The 17,175-nt window shown below is 40.9% G+C and carries 17 protein-coding genes; 9 read left to right on the top strand and 8 right to left on the bottom strand.

Annotated features, from left to right (window positions below):
• Nucleotides 1-145: 145 nt before the first annotated feature.
• The gene (locus GH754_RS14600; RefSeq protein WP_153729415.1) at nucleotides 146-1,444 is read left to right on the top strand and encodes a glutamate-1-semialdehyde 2,1-aminomutase; all 1,299 of its coding nucleotides are present in this window, start codon (nucleotides 146-148) and stop codon (nucleotides 1,442-1,444) included.
• Nucleotides 1,445-2,282: 838 nt separating this feature from the next.
• On the opposite strand, the gene GH754_RS14595 is transcribed toward GH754_RS14600, so the two are convergent.
• Complete coding sequence (locus GH754_RS14595; protein WP_228550275.1) at nucleotides 2,283-6,512, bottom strand: 5'-nucleotidase C-terminal domain-containing protein; 4,230 nt, start codon at nucleotides 6,510-6,512, stop codon at nucleotides 2,283-2,285.
• Nucleotides 6,513-6,812: 300 nt separating this feature from the next.
• Here GH754_RS14595 and GH754_RS14590 point away from each other — a divergent pair, with 300 nt between their 5' ends.
• Complete coding sequence (locus GH754_RS14590; RefSeq protein ID WP_153729414.1) at nucleotides 6,813-7,886, top strand: FUSC family protein; 1,074 nt, start codon at nucleotides 6,813-6,815, stop codon at nucleotides 7,884-7,886.
• 72 nt (nucleotides 7,887-7,958) lie between these two features.
• Here GH754_RS14590 and GH754_RS14585 read toward each other — a convergent pair whose 3' ends face one another.
• From GH754_RS14585 to mutY, 4 genes are all read right to left on the bottom strand, one after another.
• Nucleotides 7,959-9,725, bottom strand: a complete 1,767-nt coding sequence (locus tag GH754_RS14585) for an ABC transporter ATP-binding protein (protein ID WP_153729413.1) — start codon at nucleotides 9,723-9,725, stop codon at nucleotides 7,959-7,961.
• Nucleotides 9,726-9,826: 101 nt separating this feature from the next.
• Nucleotides 9,827-10,357 carry a nucleoside tri-diphosphate phosphatase gene (ntdP, locus tag GH754_RS14580; protein ID WP_153729412.1) on the bottom strand — a complete coding sequence of 177 codons (531 nt, stop codon included), beginning with the start codon at nucleotides 10,355-10,357 and terminating at the stop codon, nucleotides 9,827-9,829.
• A 210-nt stretch (nucleotides 10,358-10,567) separates the two neighbouring features.
• The gene (locus tag GH754_RS14575) at nucleotides 10,568-10,744 is read right to left on the bottom strand and encodes a gamma-type small acid-soluble spore protein (protein WP_153729411.1); all 177 of its coding nucleotides are present in this window, start codon (nucleotides 10,742-10,744) and stop codon (nucleotides 10,568-10,570) included.
• A gap of 173 nt (nucleotides 10,745-10,917) precedes the next feature.
• Nucleotides 10,918-11,991 (bottom strand): A/G-specific adenine glycosylase, encoded by a 1,074-nt coding sequence (mutY, locus tag GH754_RS14570; protein ID WP_153729410.1) that lies wholly within the window; start codon nucleotides 11,989-11,991, stop codon nucleotides 10,918-10,920.
• A 128-nt stretch (nucleotides 11,992-12,119) separates the two neighbouring features.
• On the opposite strand from mutY, the gene GH754_RS14565 reads away from it, so the two are divergent.
• Entirely contained in the window at nucleotides 12,120-13,103 is a 984-nt protein-coding gene (locus tag GH754_RS14565) for a metal-dependent hydrolase (protein WP_153729409.1), read from the top strand.
• 45 nt (nucleotides 13,104-13,148) lie between these two features.
• Here the strand turns inward: GH754_RS14565 and GH754_RS14560 are convergent, their stop codons facing one another.
• Nucleotides 13,149-13,412, bottom strand: a complete 264-nt coding sequence (locus GH754_RS14560; RefSeq protein ID WP_153729408.1) for a YfhJ family protein — start codon at nucleotides 13,410-13,412, stop codon at nucleotides 13,149-13,151.
• A gap of 116 nt (nucleotides 13,413-13,528) precedes the next feature.
• Between GH754_RS14560 and GH754_RS14555 the strand changes: the two genes are divergently transcribed.
• On the top strand, nucleotides 13,529-13,690 hold the full coding sequence (locus tag GH754_RS14555) for a small, acid-soluble spore protein K (RefSeq protein WP_153729407.1): 162 nt from the start codon (nucleotides 13,529-13,531) through the stop codon (nucleotides 13,688-13,690).
• A 2-nt stretch (nucleotides 13,691-13,692) separates the two neighbouring features.
• On the top strand, nucleotides 13,693-13,842 hold the full coding sequence (locus tag GH754_RS14550) for a YpzG family protein (RefSeq protein WP_153729406.1): 150 nt from the start codon (nucleotides 13,693-13,695) through the stop codon (nucleotides 13,840-13,842).
• A gap of 41 nt (nucleotides 13,843-13,883) precedes the next feature.
• Here GH754_RS14550 and GH754_RS14545 read toward each other — a convergent pair whose 3' ends face one another.
• Complete coding sequence (locus GH754_RS14545; protein ID WP_153729405.1) at nucleotides 13,884-14,231, bottom strand: YfhH family protein; 348 nt, start codon at nucleotides 14,229-14,231, stop codon at nucleotides 13,884-13,886.
• Between the two features lie 102 nt (nucleotides 14,232-14,333).
• Between GH754_RS14545 and GH754_RS19985 the strand changes: the two genes are divergently transcribed.
• Nucleotides 14,334-14,426, top strand: a complete 93-nt coding sequence (locus tag GH754_RS19985) for an SDR family NAD(P)-dependent oxidoreductase (protein WP_323742039.1) — start codon at nucleotides 14,334-14,336, stop codon at nucleotides 14,424-14,426.
• A gap of 133 nt (nucleotides 14,427-14,559) precedes the next feature.
• On the top strand, nucleotides 14,560-14,901 hold the full coding sequence (locus GH754_RS19980) for an SDR family oxidoreductase (RefSeq protein WP_323742038.1): 342 nt from the start codon (nucleotides 14,560-14,562) through the stop codon (nucleotides 14,899-14,901).
• A gap of 97 nt (nucleotides 14,902-14,998) precedes the next feature.
• Here the strand turns inward: GH754_RS19980 and recX are convergent, their stop codons facing one another.
• Complete coding sequence (gene recX, locus GH754_RS14535; protein WP_153729404.1) at nucleotides 14,999-15,811, bottom strand: recombination regulator RecX; 813 nt, start codon at nucleotides 15,809-15,811, stop codon at nucleotides 14,999-15,001.
• Nucleotides 15,812-16,146: 335 nt separating this feature from the next.
• Between recX and GH754_RS14530 the strand changes: the two genes are divergently transcribed.
• Both GH754_RS14530 and GH754_RS14525 read left to right on the top strand, forming a co-directional pair.
• Nucleotides 16,147-16,692 (top strand): GNAT family N-acetyltransferase, encoded by a 546-nt coding sequence (locus GH754_RS14530; RefSeq protein WP_153729403.1) that lies wholly within the window; start codon nucleotides 16,147-16,149, stop codon nucleotides 16,690-16,692.
• A 105-nt stretch (nucleotides 16,693-16,797) separates the two neighbouring features.
• Nucleotides 16,798-16,923, top strand: coding sequence for a YfhE family protein (locus GH754_RS14525; protein ID WP_323742037.1), 126 nt, complete (start codon nucleotides 16,798-16,800; stop codon nucleotides 16,921-16,923).
• Nucleotides 16,924-17,175 lie beyond the last annotated feature (252 nt).

Below are 17,175 nucleotides of genomic sequence, written 5' to 3'. Positions count from 1 at the left end.
CCTTTAATGCTTTAAAGCAACGAGGGACAGACCCTCAGCTCTTTAAAGCGTTAAAGCAACGAGGGTCTGTCCCCAACTCCGTTAAAGCGTTAAAGCGGGGATTTATGCTACAATAATGAAGGATTATATATTGGAGGTTTTACATATGGATTTTACAAACTCAGAAGTGCTTTTTAAAGAAGCACAGGATCATATTGTTGGCGGGGTGAACTCACCTTCTCGTGCCTATAAAGGAGTTGGTGGCGGCACTCCCGTTTTTATGGAGCAAGCAAAAGGGGCTTATTTTTGGGATGTCGATGGGAATAAGTACATTGACTACTTAGGAGCATACGGCCCAATTATTACAGGACATGGGCACCCCCATATTGCAGAGGCGATTACCCAAGCCGCTCATAACGGAACCTTATATGGCACACCAACAAAGCTTGAAAATAAATTCGCTAAAATGTTAAAGGATGCGATTCCATCCATGGACAAAGTCCGTTTTGTCAATTCTGGTACAGAAGCGGTTATGACCACCATCCGCGTGGCCCGCGCCTACACCAACAAAACGAAAATTATCAAGTTTGCGGGCTGCTATCACGGACATTCTGATCTCGTTCTTGTTGCTGCTGGCTCTGGTCCGTCCACTTTGGGTACACCAGATTCTGCCGGTGTTCCAGCATCCATTGCACAGGAAGTTATCACAGTACCATTCAACGAAATTGAACCCTTTAAAGAAGCTCTAGAAAAATGGGGCGATGAAGTAGCAGCTGTACTCGTTGAACCTATTGTAGGAAACTTCGGTATCGTTGAACCAAAACCTGGCTTTTTAGAGGAAGTGAAAAAGCTTACCCATGATGCTGGCTCCCTACTCATTTTCGATGAAGTCATCACTGGATTCCGTTTCACCTATGGAAGTGCCCAGCAGCTGTTAAACATCGAACCTGATATGACGGCTCTTGGAAAAATCATCGGTGGTGGACTTCCAATTGGTGCGTACGGCGGACGTGTTGATATTATGGAACAAGTTGCCCCGCTCGGCCCTGCCTATCAAGCAGGAACCATGGCCGGAAATCCCGCATCCATGGCAGCCGGAATTGCTTGTCTCGAGGTTCTTCAAGAGGATGGAGTTTACGACAAACTTGACCAGCTCGGTGCCAAATTAGAAAAAGGCATGTTAGAGTATGCAGAAAAGCATCAAATTGAAATCTCTATTAATCGTCTAAAAGGAGCGCTGACCCTTTATTTCACGAACAAAAAAGTGGAAAATTACGAGCAAGCCGAAGCAACAGACCAAGAACAGTTTGGTACCTTCTTTAAACTCATGCTAAACCAAGGCATCAACCTAGCTCCTTCTAAATATGAAGCTTGGTTCTTAACAATTGCACACACAGAAGATGACATTGATAAAACGTTGAAAGCAGTTGATCACGCATTTGAAGAAATGAGTAAAAATAAGTAATATACAATTTTCATTCATTCCCTTTCCTCTGTTATGGAAGGGGATTTTTTGAAATTGAATAGCATTAAGGGTTGAAACTATTCAATAGCAATATTTCCGAAAGTAATTATACATTTTTGTGAATATTTATTGATTGGATCTGTAAACTATGCTAAAATGTACTTACAATTCAGAAAAATTGTATTGATTTATCTTTCGTTCTTTTCTTACCCTTTTGTTTGGGCATTCACAGCAAGCTCAAACTTTCTTCCTTTTTTAGTTTTCATTCTTTGGCTTTTGCAGATCTTACTGCAAAAGCCCTTTTTTTGTTAGTAGCACTCGCCATACGAAAAATAATATACCGACTTTAAAGAGAAAGCTAGAAAACATTGGTTGTTTTCTAGCCTTCCTTTTTAAACCCTCCATCGATAAAGGGGCAGCATAAGGGTTCACGTCATTTACGGCTACAATCCCGTCTATTTTTCTGGTATTTCAGTAAGATCTATACAGAATCACGTCAACATATGATAGATTTCCGTCACCTTATTTAAGCAGAAATAGCATCACGTCAACATATGGATGATTTCCGTCAGTTAATAAAAGAATCCAACCACAGGAGCTCGTATTCACGTCAAACATCATCAGAATTATGCCGCATTAACCCTTAATTCGGTCTACACCCATTATTCAAGTCTAGACCCCACATAATCAAGTCACCACATCGTATATTCCCGCCCCCCACAAACACAGTACCCCTCTCTTCTACCACCCAAAAAAAGAGCGCCACCCCACGGGCAGCACTCTTCACCCCTTTAACGCTGTACAAGACTGAGGGTCTGTCCCTATATCCTTTAAAGCGTTAAAGTACTTTGTTTAGTTCATGCTTGATTTTCTTTTCTTCTACTTTCGTATTGCCTATGCCTTTTTGGATTTTATTTAGTGATTTGGTGATATGTTTAACGGCAGATTTTACGTGTTGCTTGGTGTTTCCTTTCGTTTCAACAACCTCAGACAAGTCAGCATGTAAAACTTCTTTTACCGCGTCAATACCGAACACATCAGCTTTTTCTACTAGTTTACTAGTTACTTCAGCTAAATCTTCTTCACCCACTTCGCTATTCACAAAGGCTAATCCAACCACATCCTCAGCAGAGCGCGGAATCACTTTGTACTCACCAAAACTGTAGGTGACCACACCAACAACAGATTCATATAATTGACCCGCATCTACGAAATGATCATCCGAATCAATCACAAATTCTCCTGCTAAATCCTCAGCTGTAAACTCGTTAAAGTCATTCACAGAATGAACCGTTACATCCTCAAGCTCCACTAATTGTCCTTCAACATCTTCGTTAACTCCCGAGGATTCAATAACAGCTGGTTCAGACTCTCCAACACCTGACTCCACAACCTCTACATCCTCTGTCACGATTTGTAGAAGCTCATAGTATTCACTCGTTGCACCTGTTGCTTGAATTTTGTCACCAATCTCAGCCTCTAAGTTAAAGGAACGAACAACAATACCAGCTGTTTCATCCTGAATGTAGTAGTTTGCCCCATCCACGTACGTAACAACACCTTCAACGCGAACTTCACTACCAAGCTCAGCCCCACGCGCCTCAGAAATGGTCACTTCTTCAACCGGCTCCTCTTCTTCACCAGCGACAGTAATTCTTCCCTCAGGCCCATATTCAAACGGATCAGACTCTGTACTATTTAAGCTCTTCACAAACTCTACAGAAGCATCAACATCGACCGGCCCCATGACAGGGTTTTGACCTAGCTCACCAATCGGCTTATACTTACTGCCTTCTGACGTGCCCATATAGTTATTTACGGTTAACGTATAGGTTTTATCCTCATCAATCGGTGTACCATCTGGCAACGTTATATCCACAACCTCAGACGTAGTTGGATTCCACGTATAGTGAAAACCACTTATACTATAATCCGGTCCATAAAAAGGGGATAGCTGTGCATTCAAGATTGGATATAAATCCGCACCCTTAATCTCAAATGTCATCAACACATTTCCGAATGGCTGAATATTGAAAAGGTCACCCCACGTAACTTCGCCAGCGGCTAAATCATCACGAATTCCCCCGCCATTCATCATGGCAAAGTCACTATCCATAGACCATTTCATGCCATCTGCAATCAAATTCCCAAGTCCATGGTCACCATCATTGGAATAGTCACCTGTTAAATCGGTTGCATTGTACCCGAGAACTTCATTCATCTTATCCTCAATTAAAGAGGAATACTTATCCAAAATTGCCGTCACTTCCGCATCCGGCTCCACCTGACTTTGATCAACATAAACAATTTCAGCCTCTTTGCTGACAATATCCCCTGTTGCACGGTCAATCTCAACATCGACATCAGCAAAGGCCTTTCCATATTCAGAGGCCTGCACAATCAATTTATCATCTACTACCCCATCAACGACTTTGTGATTATGAGCAGCAAAAATTACATCAACTTCATCGTCCACAGCTCTTGCCAAATCAGCAGCCTCACCTGTTGCAGAGGTATATCCCGACTGGGTAGCCGGAATATGCGCTAATACCACAATGGATTCAATGCCCTGTGATTTTAATTCACTAGCTGCATCATTTACTGCTTGAGCTTCATCTGTAAATTTAATATCCTGAATTCCCTCTGGCATTACCATACCCGCAGATGCTTGGGTGTTCACGCCAATAAACCCGATTTTTTCTCCATCAACCTCTTGTACCACATAAGGTGGTAAAATCGTCTCTCCACTATCCTCATACACACAGTTCGCACAAAGGACGTCAAAATTCATACCATCATAGCCATCCGTACCTATGCCTTCAGGATGCTCTCCACCCTCAACCATGCGCAATAACTCATCTGTACCTTCATCGAATTCATGGTTTCCAACAGTTCCAACATCAAAGCCGATTTCCTCCATGATTTCAACAGTTGGCTCATCCTGGTATAAGGCTGATACAGGTGAACTTCCACCAATCATATCGCCTGCATGAACCATTAATGTGTTCGGATTTTCTTGTTCACGGTTCTTTAAGTACGTAGACACATAGTCCATACGACCAAATGTCCCATCAACCGTCTCATCTCCATCAAGGTCAAGCTCATATTCCTGATCAATTTTTCCGTGCAAATCATTCAAGCTAAGCAATTGAACAGAAAGAAGATCTTCACCCGGCTCGCCAGGATCTCCTGGTTCGCCACCATCTACTGCAGTATAACCAGCTTCAATCGCATCATTTTCATTCCAGAAAAAGACCCTTTTCTCAACCGGAACCTCTTCCCACTTCTCAGGAGTAACGTACTGCTTGGTTTCAGAGTTACCAACATACTTATCAAAATCTCCACCTTCTAAAATTGCCCGGTATTCGAAAGGTAGCTCCAATAAAGGATTATCCGGATTCCAAATACCTCTTTCCTGATCCTTAGCTTCCTTTACTGCCGCTTGATAAGTGTCATAAACAGCTTCATCTCCAAATGGCCAAATAAAATACGTCACAGCATAGCCTTGTTTGACCATCTCAAGGTTGGTATTGACGCCATCTTTGTTAATGACCTGTGCTAACAAGCGTCCGTAATCATCTGTTGGTTCATCACCAATTTTAAGTGTAACTTCATCGCCTGGCTGCAATAGAGTTTGCAAATGAGTTTTAGCCGCTTCGCCATGTTCATCCTGATTCTCTCCATGAGCCCCATTTGCTGAACCCATATCCGTCTCAGGCGTATCAATATTGACAAAACGAACACGATCAGAGCCTAAAACGGGTTCTTCCAAGCGAATTGTGTCCCCATCTGTCACATAACGAACAGTTGATGTATACTCACCAACTGCTGATGGTGGCTCAGGCTGTTCATCAGCCAACGTAATATCACTTGCCTCAGTCGGAATCACTTGATAGGAATTGTATTGACTTAAAATCGCCGTAATGTCATACCATTTCCCTTCCTCAAGCTCAGATACATCTAAAGAACCTTCCATCACTCGAAGTGTTGTGCCGTTAAAATCGCTATCAATCAGGGAAATATTATATCCTCCACCAGCAGGACTAGATGGAATTGATGAAATATATCCGTTTACTTTTACAATGGAACCCTCTAATGGTTCTGCAACGGATTCATCCTGCAGGTCAGCCAATGAAATTACCTGTGGCTGTGGAATTTCGTTACCCTGACTTAACACTTCCACATTTTCCGCATTTGCAGGCACAACCTCTAATAAACCGTTATATTCTTCAAGTGTACCTGTTACTTTTACTTGATCACCCTTTTGTAGGTCAGGGAAACCTGTTAAATCAAAATGAAAAAGATTAATTCCAGCTGTATCATCTTGTATGTAAGTTGAGAGTCTTCCTCCCCCAATAGCTGCATTATCTGCTGTAACGACTCCTTCAACCGTGACTGTTGAGCCTAAAGATTGCTGTCTAGCATCTTCAATACTCACAGGCCCTGAAGGATCAGTTGGGTCTTCTGGGTCATCTGGTTTGGTAACGCCATCCATGGAATGACTGCCTAAATTGTCAAAAGTGTCCTTAGGATGAGTATCCCACTCCAATTCTGAATAAGAATCGGTACCAGTTGTTACTGAAGAATTACGAACAATCGTGACATCCTTAGCAAAATCACTATCTACTCCAATAGTGCCGATAACATCTAGTACAATGCCACCTTTTTTAAGTACAAACGCATCATCACCATTAAAGTTAATAATCGCTCCATTGGTCTCATCAGCTTCATTCAAAATCTCAGATGATGCACTAGTGTGTGCTGCCACAAATACATCGCCATGGGCAACACTACCTGACAACGCTAACGTTTGACTTGGTTCTGTAGCCCCATTACTATAAAGCTCCAGACTATAATCTGATAAATCTACCGCTTGGCCTGTGCCATTAAAGATCTCAATGGCCTTATTGTAGGACGAACCCTCAATATATTCCGAAATAAACAAACCTTCCGCTGCTACGTCACTTTCTGCCTGAACCGAACTCACCCATAAATTCGAGAAATTCGCAAAAACTAACGTAAAAATAAGCAGCATACTAAAAAGCTTTTTCGACATTCTTCCTCCCATGATTCCCCTCCTATTTGACTAATAATAATGGTTCACTTTAATAGTAGATAACCGGACAAGGGAGGTCAATGATTTGTTCGTGAAATAGGTGTAAAGTTTTAGTTAAAATTATGTAAAGTTCGTTTTTTACCGACAAATATCGAACTATTTTACTATTAATAGGTCGCATCATTCACTTTTAACACGAATTTTGCTAGTTCGTTTAAGTTTCGTTAAGATAGCAAGAAAAGACAATCTTTTTCCTGAAAAATAAGTTATAATACATCCTTGATAACATCTATACGAAAGAAGGATTCACTCATGAAATTAGGTGCCAGAGTCCTAAAAACTGGATTAGCGGTTGCTGTCGCCATGTACACTGCCCTTATTTTTGATTTCACGTCAGCTGTTTTTGCAGGAATTGCAGCTGTTTTTTCCATACAGCCTTCTATTTATCGCTCGTTTCAAACCATTATTGAGCAGGTGGAAGCTAACCTATTAGGGGCTATTACAGCTATTTTGATGGTTTATTTACTTGGGAATGACCCTTTTATCATTGGGTTTACCATCATTCTCGTCATCACCATTTGTATTGGGTTTGGCATGAAACAGGAAATTATCATGCTGGCTGTTGTTTCCGTAATTGCCATAATGGAATCAACGGATATGCCATTTGTAGAATTTGCATTTACCCGTTTTTCATCCGTATTCATTGGCATTATTGCTGCCTTCTTAGTGAATCTAATCTTCTTGCCACCGAAATATGAGACTAAATTGTTTAAACAAATCGAACATACATCCAATGAAATTTTACAATGGATTCGAATTACATCAAGAAATCTATCGGACCAGCCTGCCTTAAAGGATGAAATCAAAAAACTGATAGAAGATATTACGAAGCTTGATCATACGTATTTGTTGTATTCCGAGGAACGAATTTATTCCAAAAGGAGTCGTTACAGCCGCGCGCGAAAGCTTGTGTTATTTCGTCAGCTGATTCATAGCGCGAAGAAATCATTAGAGGTATTACGTACACTTCATCGTTACGATCAGGAGCTAGAGCATTTATCCAAAGAAATGAAGAATCGTTTTGTACAGGAAATTGATTATTTGATGCATACTCATGAAAAATTAATCATGAAGTGTATGGGGAAAATTCGGGAACACGAGGAAAAGGTTCATCAGCCATTTGAATCGAATATGACCAATCTGATTGAGGAGTTAATTGATCACACCTCACAATTGAAGGATCGGTCCAAGCAATTGCAGTTTTTACCTTTAGCAGCTAAGTTAATGGACTATGATCACCAGCTCGAGCATTTGAAAAAGCTCATCGACAGCTATCAGCAATATCACAAAAAGGAACAGATTAACACAGAGCTTCGGGATTTATAAATGCAATAGTTTTTCGCCACAAAACCTAAAAAGAACCATGCTGCCCATCAATAGGCAACATGGTTCTTCCTTTTAATACACGTGCGCTTCCTCCTGATCCAAATTCTGCACCTGGAACAAATCATAATAATGTCCACGTCGTCTCATCAATTCATCATGGGTACCCATTTCCTTAATCTCCCCATCCTCAATTAACACAATACGGTCAGCATGAGTAATGGTAGCAAGACGATGGGCGACGATGAATGTGGTTCTGTCATGAGCTAACTTTTCTAATGCTTCTTGAATCAAGTGCTCACTTTCTAAGTCTAGGGCGGACGTCGCTTCATCAAAAATTAAAATCGGTGGATTCTTTAAAAAGACTCGGGCAATCGCAACCCGCTGTTTTTGACCACCAGATAGTTTTACGCCTCGTTCGCCAACTAGTGTGTCATAGCCATTGGATAAATTTGTGATAAATTCATGAGCGTTGGCAGCTTTGGCCGCTGCTACTACCTCTTCATCGGTCGCATCAGGGTTTCCCATCCGGATATTTTTTGCTACCGAATCACTAAATAATATATTGTCCTGAAGCACCATACCAATATTATCCCGTACAGAACGAACCTCATAATCCCGAATATCATGGCCATCTAGCAGGATTCTGCCCCCCGTAACGTCATAGAAGCGAGGAATCAAGCTGACAAGCGTGGATTTTCCTCCCCCACTCATGCCGACAAAGGCAATTGTTTCTCCTTGCTTCACATCAAGAGAAACATCCTTCAACACATCCGCCTCTTCTTCTTCATAGCGGAAGGAAATATGGTCTAATTGAATATCTCCATCAGCCTTCTCTAACCTTTTCGCATTTTTGGTGTCTTGAATATCATATTTTTCATCCAAAAATTCAAAAACACGGTCCATAGATGCAAGTGCTTGTGTAAGAACAGTAGCAGAGTTCACAAGTCGACGGAGCGGATTGTATACCCGGTCCATATAACCTACAAACGCCACCATTGTCCCGATTGATAAGCCTTGCATAATGACAAAATAACCACCTAAGCCGACCACAAATAGTGGGGCTAAATCGGTAATCGTATGTGTCACCGTGTAGGCTTTCGCATTCCAAGATGTGTGTTCAAGCGATTTAGTCAAATGCTTATGGTTTTGGGCATCAAATTGGTTTTGCTCATAATCCTCTAAAGCAAAGCTACGAATAACTGGCATTCCCTGCACTCGCTCGTGCAGATGCCCCTGCACCTCGGCAAGTGCCTGTGATTTTTCACGGGTTAATCTTCTAAGTCTTGAGTAAAAGTATTTAACCGAAAATCCGAAAATCGGGAACAGTGCCACGGACACAATCGTGAGCCAGACATCCATTGTTAGCATTATGGATACCGCAATGACGATGGTGAGCATATCAAGCCATATGTTCATTAATCCGGTGATGACAAACTGTTTCGTCTGCTCCACATCATGAATGACACGTGAAATAACTTCACCTGTTTTGGTTTGTGAGTAAAACCGAAGACTCAGCTTTTGAATATGATCAAATAGCCGGTCACGAATGTCATATAAAATTTTACTCCCTATCCACTGGGCTAAATATTGCCTGAAATATTCAATCGGTGGACGTAAAACTAAGAACACAAACAAAGCAATACCCATAATGATAAGCAACTGATTCATTTTTTCCCCTTGGGTCAGTGCCTCGGCTCCAATGATATCGTCGATGACGTATTTAATAATTAATGGCATTAAAAGAGGGATACCGAATTTAATAATCCCAATTCCGATGGTTAAAAGTAATTTCCATTTATAAGGTTTTACAAATTGTAAATAACGCCTGATGATTCCCAAATCACTTCACTCCCGGTGTGTAACTCATAAGGATGCTAAAAAGCAGAGAGCCTGTTGTTGATTCAACAGGCACCTTCTATATCACTAATATATTAAAATGCTTACGTTAAATATGTTAAGTAGCGCTCGTACCATTGATCAATAAATTCGGGCGCAAATGGTCCCTTCCGCTGTCTAATCCAACGCTGTAAAATTTCCACCTGATTTTTTAAAATCGAATCAATAACAGCTGGATAGTTCATTTCCTTTTTATGCTGCTCATATTCGTCTTCATCTAATAACGTAAAGGTCATATCGGGAAACACTTTAATATCCAAATCATAATCAATATATTTTAGTGCTTCTTGATCAAACACAAATGGCGAGCCAAGATTACAGTAATAATAAACGCCACCTGTACGAATCATTCCGATTACATTGAACCAGTACTTGGCGTGAAAGTAACAAATCGCTGGTTCACGGGTAATCCACGTCCTGCCATCACTTTCGGTCACCAACGCCCTGTCGTTGCCGCCGAAGAGCACATTGCGGTTTGCTTTGAGGACAGTTGTCTTATCCCATACGCGATGAAGTTGTCCATTATGCTTATAGCTTTGTATTTCTATTTTTTCACCGGGCTCGGGAATTATCATAAGATCTCCCTTTCTATCTAACGCCTATAACTTTTCTTCTATCCATTATACCGATTTATCACCATAAATGGAAATGTAAACAACCACACTTTAACGCTTTAAAGGATGTGGGGACTGTCCCCACATCCTTTAAAGCGTTAAAGAAAGGGCACTCCTAACATGCGGAGTGCCCTTTCTATGATACTTAATGTTTGATTAAGGGGGTGTTACTTACTTTTTGTTTTGTTGAGATTTTTGATTTTGTTTTCTTACTTCTTGAGCGTCTGTTTCAGAAGCGAATTCAGCACCAAACTGTCCTTGGCCTTGTTGTTGGCCTTGAGCTGCTTGTTGGTTTTGTTGCTTAACGTGTTGAACGTTTGTGCCAGATTGAGTCTTCTTCTTAGCCATCTCATATCACCTCCGCATTTGTTAATGTAACCATTAATTTTTTCATTATCCTTTTCGATATTTACCAATTTATACCACGGTTGAATAGAACCCCTACTTAAAGGGATAATAAGTAAAATACTTGCAGATATGAAAAACTCCCCCTTACGATAAAGAAGAGGGAGTTTTTGCAATTATATGAGTCGAGCTATTTTTTGATGAGAAACAGGGAATGGCAACTGCTGCAGTTCTTCGGCAGAGAGGAATTCTCCCTTCCCTTCCTGTAAACAACCACCTGTCGAGGTTGCAGAATATACGTCTAAGTTCCATATGATATGGGAAAAGACATGTTTAATATCGGTTAAATGTTTATGAACATCAATGGTAATACCATATTGATCACCAAACCATTGTACCAATTCATCCGTAGTATTCGCTTTATCCATTGGAATCATGGGAAACTGCCATAAGTTAGCTAAAAGCCCTTTTTCCGGTCTTTTTTGCACGAGAATCCGATGATTTTCATCCCTAATTAGTAGGGCCACATATTTTTCTGTTCGTTGTGATTTTTTGCGACTCTTTATAGGAAGCATCTCTTGTAAGTCTTCCTTATAAGCTCGGCAATGGGCTTGAACCGGGCATTCATCACATAGTGGATTTTTGGGCTTACAGATTAGAGCCCCTAACTCCATTAACCCTTGATTAAACGAGGAAGGATCCTCAGCCGAAATCATGTCAGATACAATCCCTTCAATGATTTTTCTCGCTTTCGGCTTAGCGATATCCTCCTCTACCTTACGAATACGAGAGATCACACGCATTACGTTTCCATCTACTGCAGGTTCAGGCTGCTGGTAAGCGATACTTAAAATTGCCCCTTTCGTATAAGGGCCAACACCTTTTAATTGACCAAGTTCTTTCGCGTTGTCTGGTACTTTTCCATTGTATTCTGAAACAACTTCTCTAACGGCTGTTTGAAGATTTCGTGCTCGGGAATAATAACCTAGACCCTCCCACGTTTTCAGCACGTCTTCTTCCTCTGCTGCGGCCAAGGCTTCAGGATTAGGGTATTTTTGCATAAAACGGTCATAATACGGGATTACTGTGTCCACCCTAGTTTGTTGAAGCATGATTTCCGAAACCCACACTTGATATGGGGTGGGATTTTGTCGCCAAGGGAGCTCGCGCTGTACACGCAGAAACCATGAAATTAAGTCCTGCTGAAATTCTTCAATTTCCAGGAAATCATCTATAGATGTTTGGTACATATGGTTCACCTTCCAAAGTAGCTATTTAATTAAATAAAATTGGCTAATGCCAAGCCGACAGGCGCTGGCGATTGCTTAGTATAAACAAAACTTCATCTCGTGACATCCTAAAAAGGAGGCATTACGTTATGGACACAGCTACCCATATAAGCATGGGAGTTGCACTTGGAGGTCTCGCAACCCTCGACCCAGTTGTACAACAAGATTCTACTCTTTTCACATGTGTCATGGTAGGCACGATTGTCGGATCTAATGCACCTGACTTTGATACTTTGCTCAAACTCAAAAATAATGCCGTCTATATTCGTAATCACCGGGGAATTACTCATTCGATACCTGCTGTGATTGTATGGGGAGTCACCATTGCAACGGTTATTCATACCTTTGTTCCTCAAGTCAATTTCGTCCATTTGTACTTCTGGACCTTTTTGGCTGTTATTTTACATGTCTTCGTAGATATATTTAATGCTTACGGAACACAGGCAGCTCGTCCCATCAATCGTAATTGGATTGCACTTGGGTTCATCAATACGTTCGATCCTTATATCTTTGGCTTACATGCAGTCGGAATAGTGGCTTGGTTGCTGTTCGGGGCTGATCCTGGTATAACCTTTCTGCTGCTCTACTTCATCATAGCCCTTTACTATGTAAAGCGGTATTTCGATAAAAAAGAAATTGTTTCAAAAATTGAGCAACACTTTGACGATGTTGAAAGTATCGTAACGTCCCCAACCATTAAGCATAATGTTTGGCGGATTGCCATCACCACCACTGAGAACTTTTATGTTGCTCGCGCTGAAGGTGGCAAAATCAAAATCCTGGATCAGTTTAAACGAAAAAAATTACCAGATCATCCTGCAATGCACAAAGCATTACAGGATGACAATGTGCAAGCCTTTATCTTCTTCTCCCCTGTTTACCGTTGGGAAATTGAAGAATCAGATAATTATACCGAGGTTCGTTTTATTGATTTACGGTACCGTTCTAAAGGGCATTATCCCTTTGTAGCAGTAGTAAAACTTGATTCAGACTATCATATACGAAATTCCTATACTGGTTGGATTTATTCTGAGGATAAATTACAGAAGAAATTAGATCCGCTCCCCCAATAACACTGTCAAGATTTAAGAGGCTGCCTGACATTCACAGCCTCTTTTTCAATGGAGTGGCCCACGATTCATTTTATCCTGCCATTTTTTTGTGTCCAGGTTCACCTCATGTAACCTAGGTCCATAATTTTGAATCCACTTTTTCACAATCGATTCTGTTACTTCCTGCCCTTTATATTTTCGTCCTGCTTTTGCTCGGGTTGTTTCGAAGTCCTCCCATAGCATTTCCACCCATGTTCTGGCCTGTTCTTCCGTTAGCGTGTCATTGACGCTTCGTAGTTCTCTCGATAAGCGTTGAAATATCTCTTCCATTCTGACACCTCACTTTCTATATTTTACTTAACCTCTAGGTACATACAATTGCTCTGTTTACAAAAGATATAAAAGCACGTGCCAAACGTGCAATGCAAAGAAAAGGGGTATTCCGAATGGTTCGTAACAAGGCAAAAGATTTCCCAGAGCAACGTTACGAAGAAAAACCGCATGCAAAAGCAAAGTTCTCATCAAAACGGGCAGATGGGACGATTAATACCCATCCCCAGGAGAGAATGGCGAAATCATCTCAACAAAATGAAAATGAGGTGGAGTAAGCATGGGTTACAAATCGCTTAAACATTTACGCAATACGCCCTTTCAATCACCACGTGCGAATCCAAAGCATGCTAGTAACCAGGTAAATGGTGAAACGAGACAGACTCAGAATGAAATTATTACTGAAGTACAGATGAATAAAAGAGCTTAAGCTTTTTACTGGCACCTAGTGGGTGCCAGTTTTTTAGGCGTTTAAACCTCCGTAATATAATCCCCTAGCATGGAGATTGGAAGCGCCTCTTGCTCCCCCTCAACCGTAGCCTTTTCTCCTCGTTTATTTGACCGTATGCCCCAAGCAAACACACCATTCATGTAATCGATTTTAAAATATGATCCCGGCGCACCAAGAATTTCATATATTTCATTAGGTTCAAAGTCTTTCGGGTCCATCATGTAGGCCTTTGCCATCACAATTTTACGCTCGTAGACAGCATACTCATTGACCATACCCATCTGTTCAGCTTTACGTGCTTTTTCAGTAAGCTCTGCAACCTCTTCTCGCAGCTGCTCTATTGTATAATCACTATATCTTGTTTCCATTATTAATATCTCCCTTCCATCATCCCTTTACATTTTACCAATCAAATTAGAGATTATAAAGAAAGAAGGTGTAAGTATTTGTCGATTGTTAGGAGGAAAACAATGGAACACGTTGTAATTACAGGAGCAGGAAGTGGCTTAGGTCAGGCATTGGCCAAAAGATACGCAGCAGAAGGTCATAAGATTTATATTTAGGACGACATGAGGAAAAGTTGATGATGGTGAGAAAAGAAATTGAAGAATTAGCAGGACTTCCGTTTCAGCTCATTTGTGATGTAACGGAGCCTGCATCTATTCGTGAAGCTGTAAGCCAGCTAGAGCAGTTGATGTGTTGATTAATAATGCAGGGGTAGGATATTTTGGGGCTGTGGAGTCCTATGACGAAAAACAAATCGATACCGTGCTCAACACCAACATAAAAGGAACCATTTTGTTGACACAAGCCCTCCTTCCAATGATCCAGACAGTAAAGGGTAGGGTATTAAATATCGTCTCCACTGCTGGTCTACGCGGAAAGGTTCATGAATCCTTATATTCTGCTTGCAAATTTGCGCAACGAGGCTTTACAGAAAGCCTTCCAAAAGGAATTTGCCAACGAAGACATTTCCTTTACCGCGGTGTATATGGGAGGTATGCAGACCCCATTTTGGGATGTACACACTCACATTGATGACCCGTCTCGTCTCATGAACCCTGAATAGGTAGCAGACCAGATTTACAGAATGGATGACGGACGAAATGAAATCACGATTAAACGAAAGGGATAGTTAATCCATGTGTTCCTCAATAAAAGCCTCGATATAGTCAAAACTAAACCCCTTGCGGTAAAGAGCGGCCTTAACTTTTTGCTTAAGTTCAAACCCTTCTGCCTTCCGTTCATATTTAGCTACAAGTTTTAGCCCTTGATGAACAACAGCTTCCTTTTCTTCGTCCTGATTCTGATACTCTTCCTTGGCATCCTGCAATACTTCCTGGATAACTTCACCGGAAAAACCCTTTTGGATTAAAGTGCCTTGAATGGCTTGTAGTTGCTGTTGAAAGGATTTTTTACTGCTGGATTGTAGTTTTTTCGCTACCAGTTTATGTACCTTTTCCCTTTGCTTTTCTGGAGTGTAAACCTGCACGGCTTCATCTATGATGGATTTGGCCACGCCCTTTTCCATCAGCTCTTTTTTAAGAAACATCGGTCCTTTACTGGAAGTATTGATACGCGAACGGACAAACGTGTTCGCAAATTCCCGGTCATTGATATACCCTTCCTGCTCTAGCTTGGTTAGGACTTGTTCAATTTGCTCCATTTCTGCTTCTTTTTTCTTTAAGTAATCAGTGATTTCCTTTTTTGAGCGAATCCGATAGCTAAGCAGGTTAATCGCCATAGCATAAAATTTATGAACCTCATCCTGGGCCTTAAGCATTCTCATGGTGGCCTCATCTAAGTCCATGCCCTTTCTTAACATGTGCTTAATTAACACATCCTCATCCACACTAAAAGCATACTCATCCTTAGAGCCCTTCTCAATAAAAATATTATAACGACTCTTCTTTCTCTTTTGTGTCGTAATCCTCGTTATTTTCGCCAACCAAATTGCCCCCTCTCCCCCAAATTATAACACGCTTTACCCCTTTAGCGAATGTGGGGACTGTCCCCCGCTGCTTTAAAGTGTTAAAGGGTTTGTCCTTTTTGAAAATGGGTATTCCCTTTTGGATGAAAATCGATTATGATTAAATCACCAATTGAATGGTATTTCTATGGGAAGGCAAATGGTGCGCCACCAACGACGTTGGTTCTAGTGGGTTCGATTCCCACCCCGAATTTTTGTGAGCTATTGATAAAAATTCGAGGGTGGTTCTGGTCGAGCATATAAGCCATGGCCTAAGCATAGACGCAAACCACCCTAGCTAGGGGGTTTTTTTTATGCTAAAAAAACGCGAGCTTCACGAGGCAGGGCAATTATTTGACTTGCTTATCCATCCAGAGGTATATCCTTATGTAAGGCACAAAGCCGAAACAAGCGATGAATACTACTTTCTTACCAAGCAGCTCATCGCATTAGAAGAGCAGGGTACCCTTATTACCCGAACCATCTTAGATGAATGGCAGCAACCTATTGGAACCATTAATCTTTGTGACATTCAGAACAGTACTGGATTTCTAGCCACCTGGTTAGGTCGTCCATTTTTTGGCAAGGGTTATAACTATCGAGCCAAGGAAGCATTTTTAACCGAGATCTTTTTCGAGCATGGTATAGAAGCTGTATTCATGAAAATTAGGAAAAGCAACCACCGTTCAAAGAAGGCCGCACAAAAATTAAGCTATGTAAGTCAGGCCAATCAATTATACCCCGATGTATACACAAAACTTAATGAACTTGAAGATTTATACGACTTATACGTCATTCAAAAAGATCAATTCCTATTCTACTCCTATCAAAAAGACCAACTGACAGAAAAGGAAGCGTAATGTATCCTCTCCATTCCGCTTCCTTTTTCTGTTAGAAACATACTTTTTCCAAGTTGTGGTTAAACTAATAAAAGAAGAAAACTTTGTCGAAAAGGGTGATTTTAAGTGGGCAAGGAACCAAGAAGATCTCATGATGAAAAACGCTTTAACCTATCCAAAACCCAGCAGGTATTGTATCAACAGGAGTTTAAGCGTGCCGATAAGGCATATAACCAAAACAGAAATAGATAAACCCTTCGAACTAGGACTTTGTGTATAAGTTTTATCCACAAAGTTGTGCACAATGTGTATAACCTATCTAAAAACTTATACACCAACCATTTCATTTGTGAACAAGTAATTGTGTATAAGTTCGTCCATTTTTGTGGATTATGTGAATAAACTTTGCTACCTCAATGTATAAAGCTTTAAAAATGTGGACAACATTGTTAATAAGTGATTGTCAATGTTAGTAATTTACCGAAATTTCTCGGTAAGATTCCT

This window comes from Salinibacillus xinjiangensis, from assembly GCF_009649735.1.
Classification (GTDB): domain Bacteria; phylum Bacillota; class Bacilli; order Bacillales; family Alkalibacillaceae; genus Salinibacillus; species Salinibacillus xinjiangensis.
The sequence above is the reverse complement of the archived record's forward strand: the minus strand, read 5'-3'. Positions and strand labels throughout refer to the sequence as shown.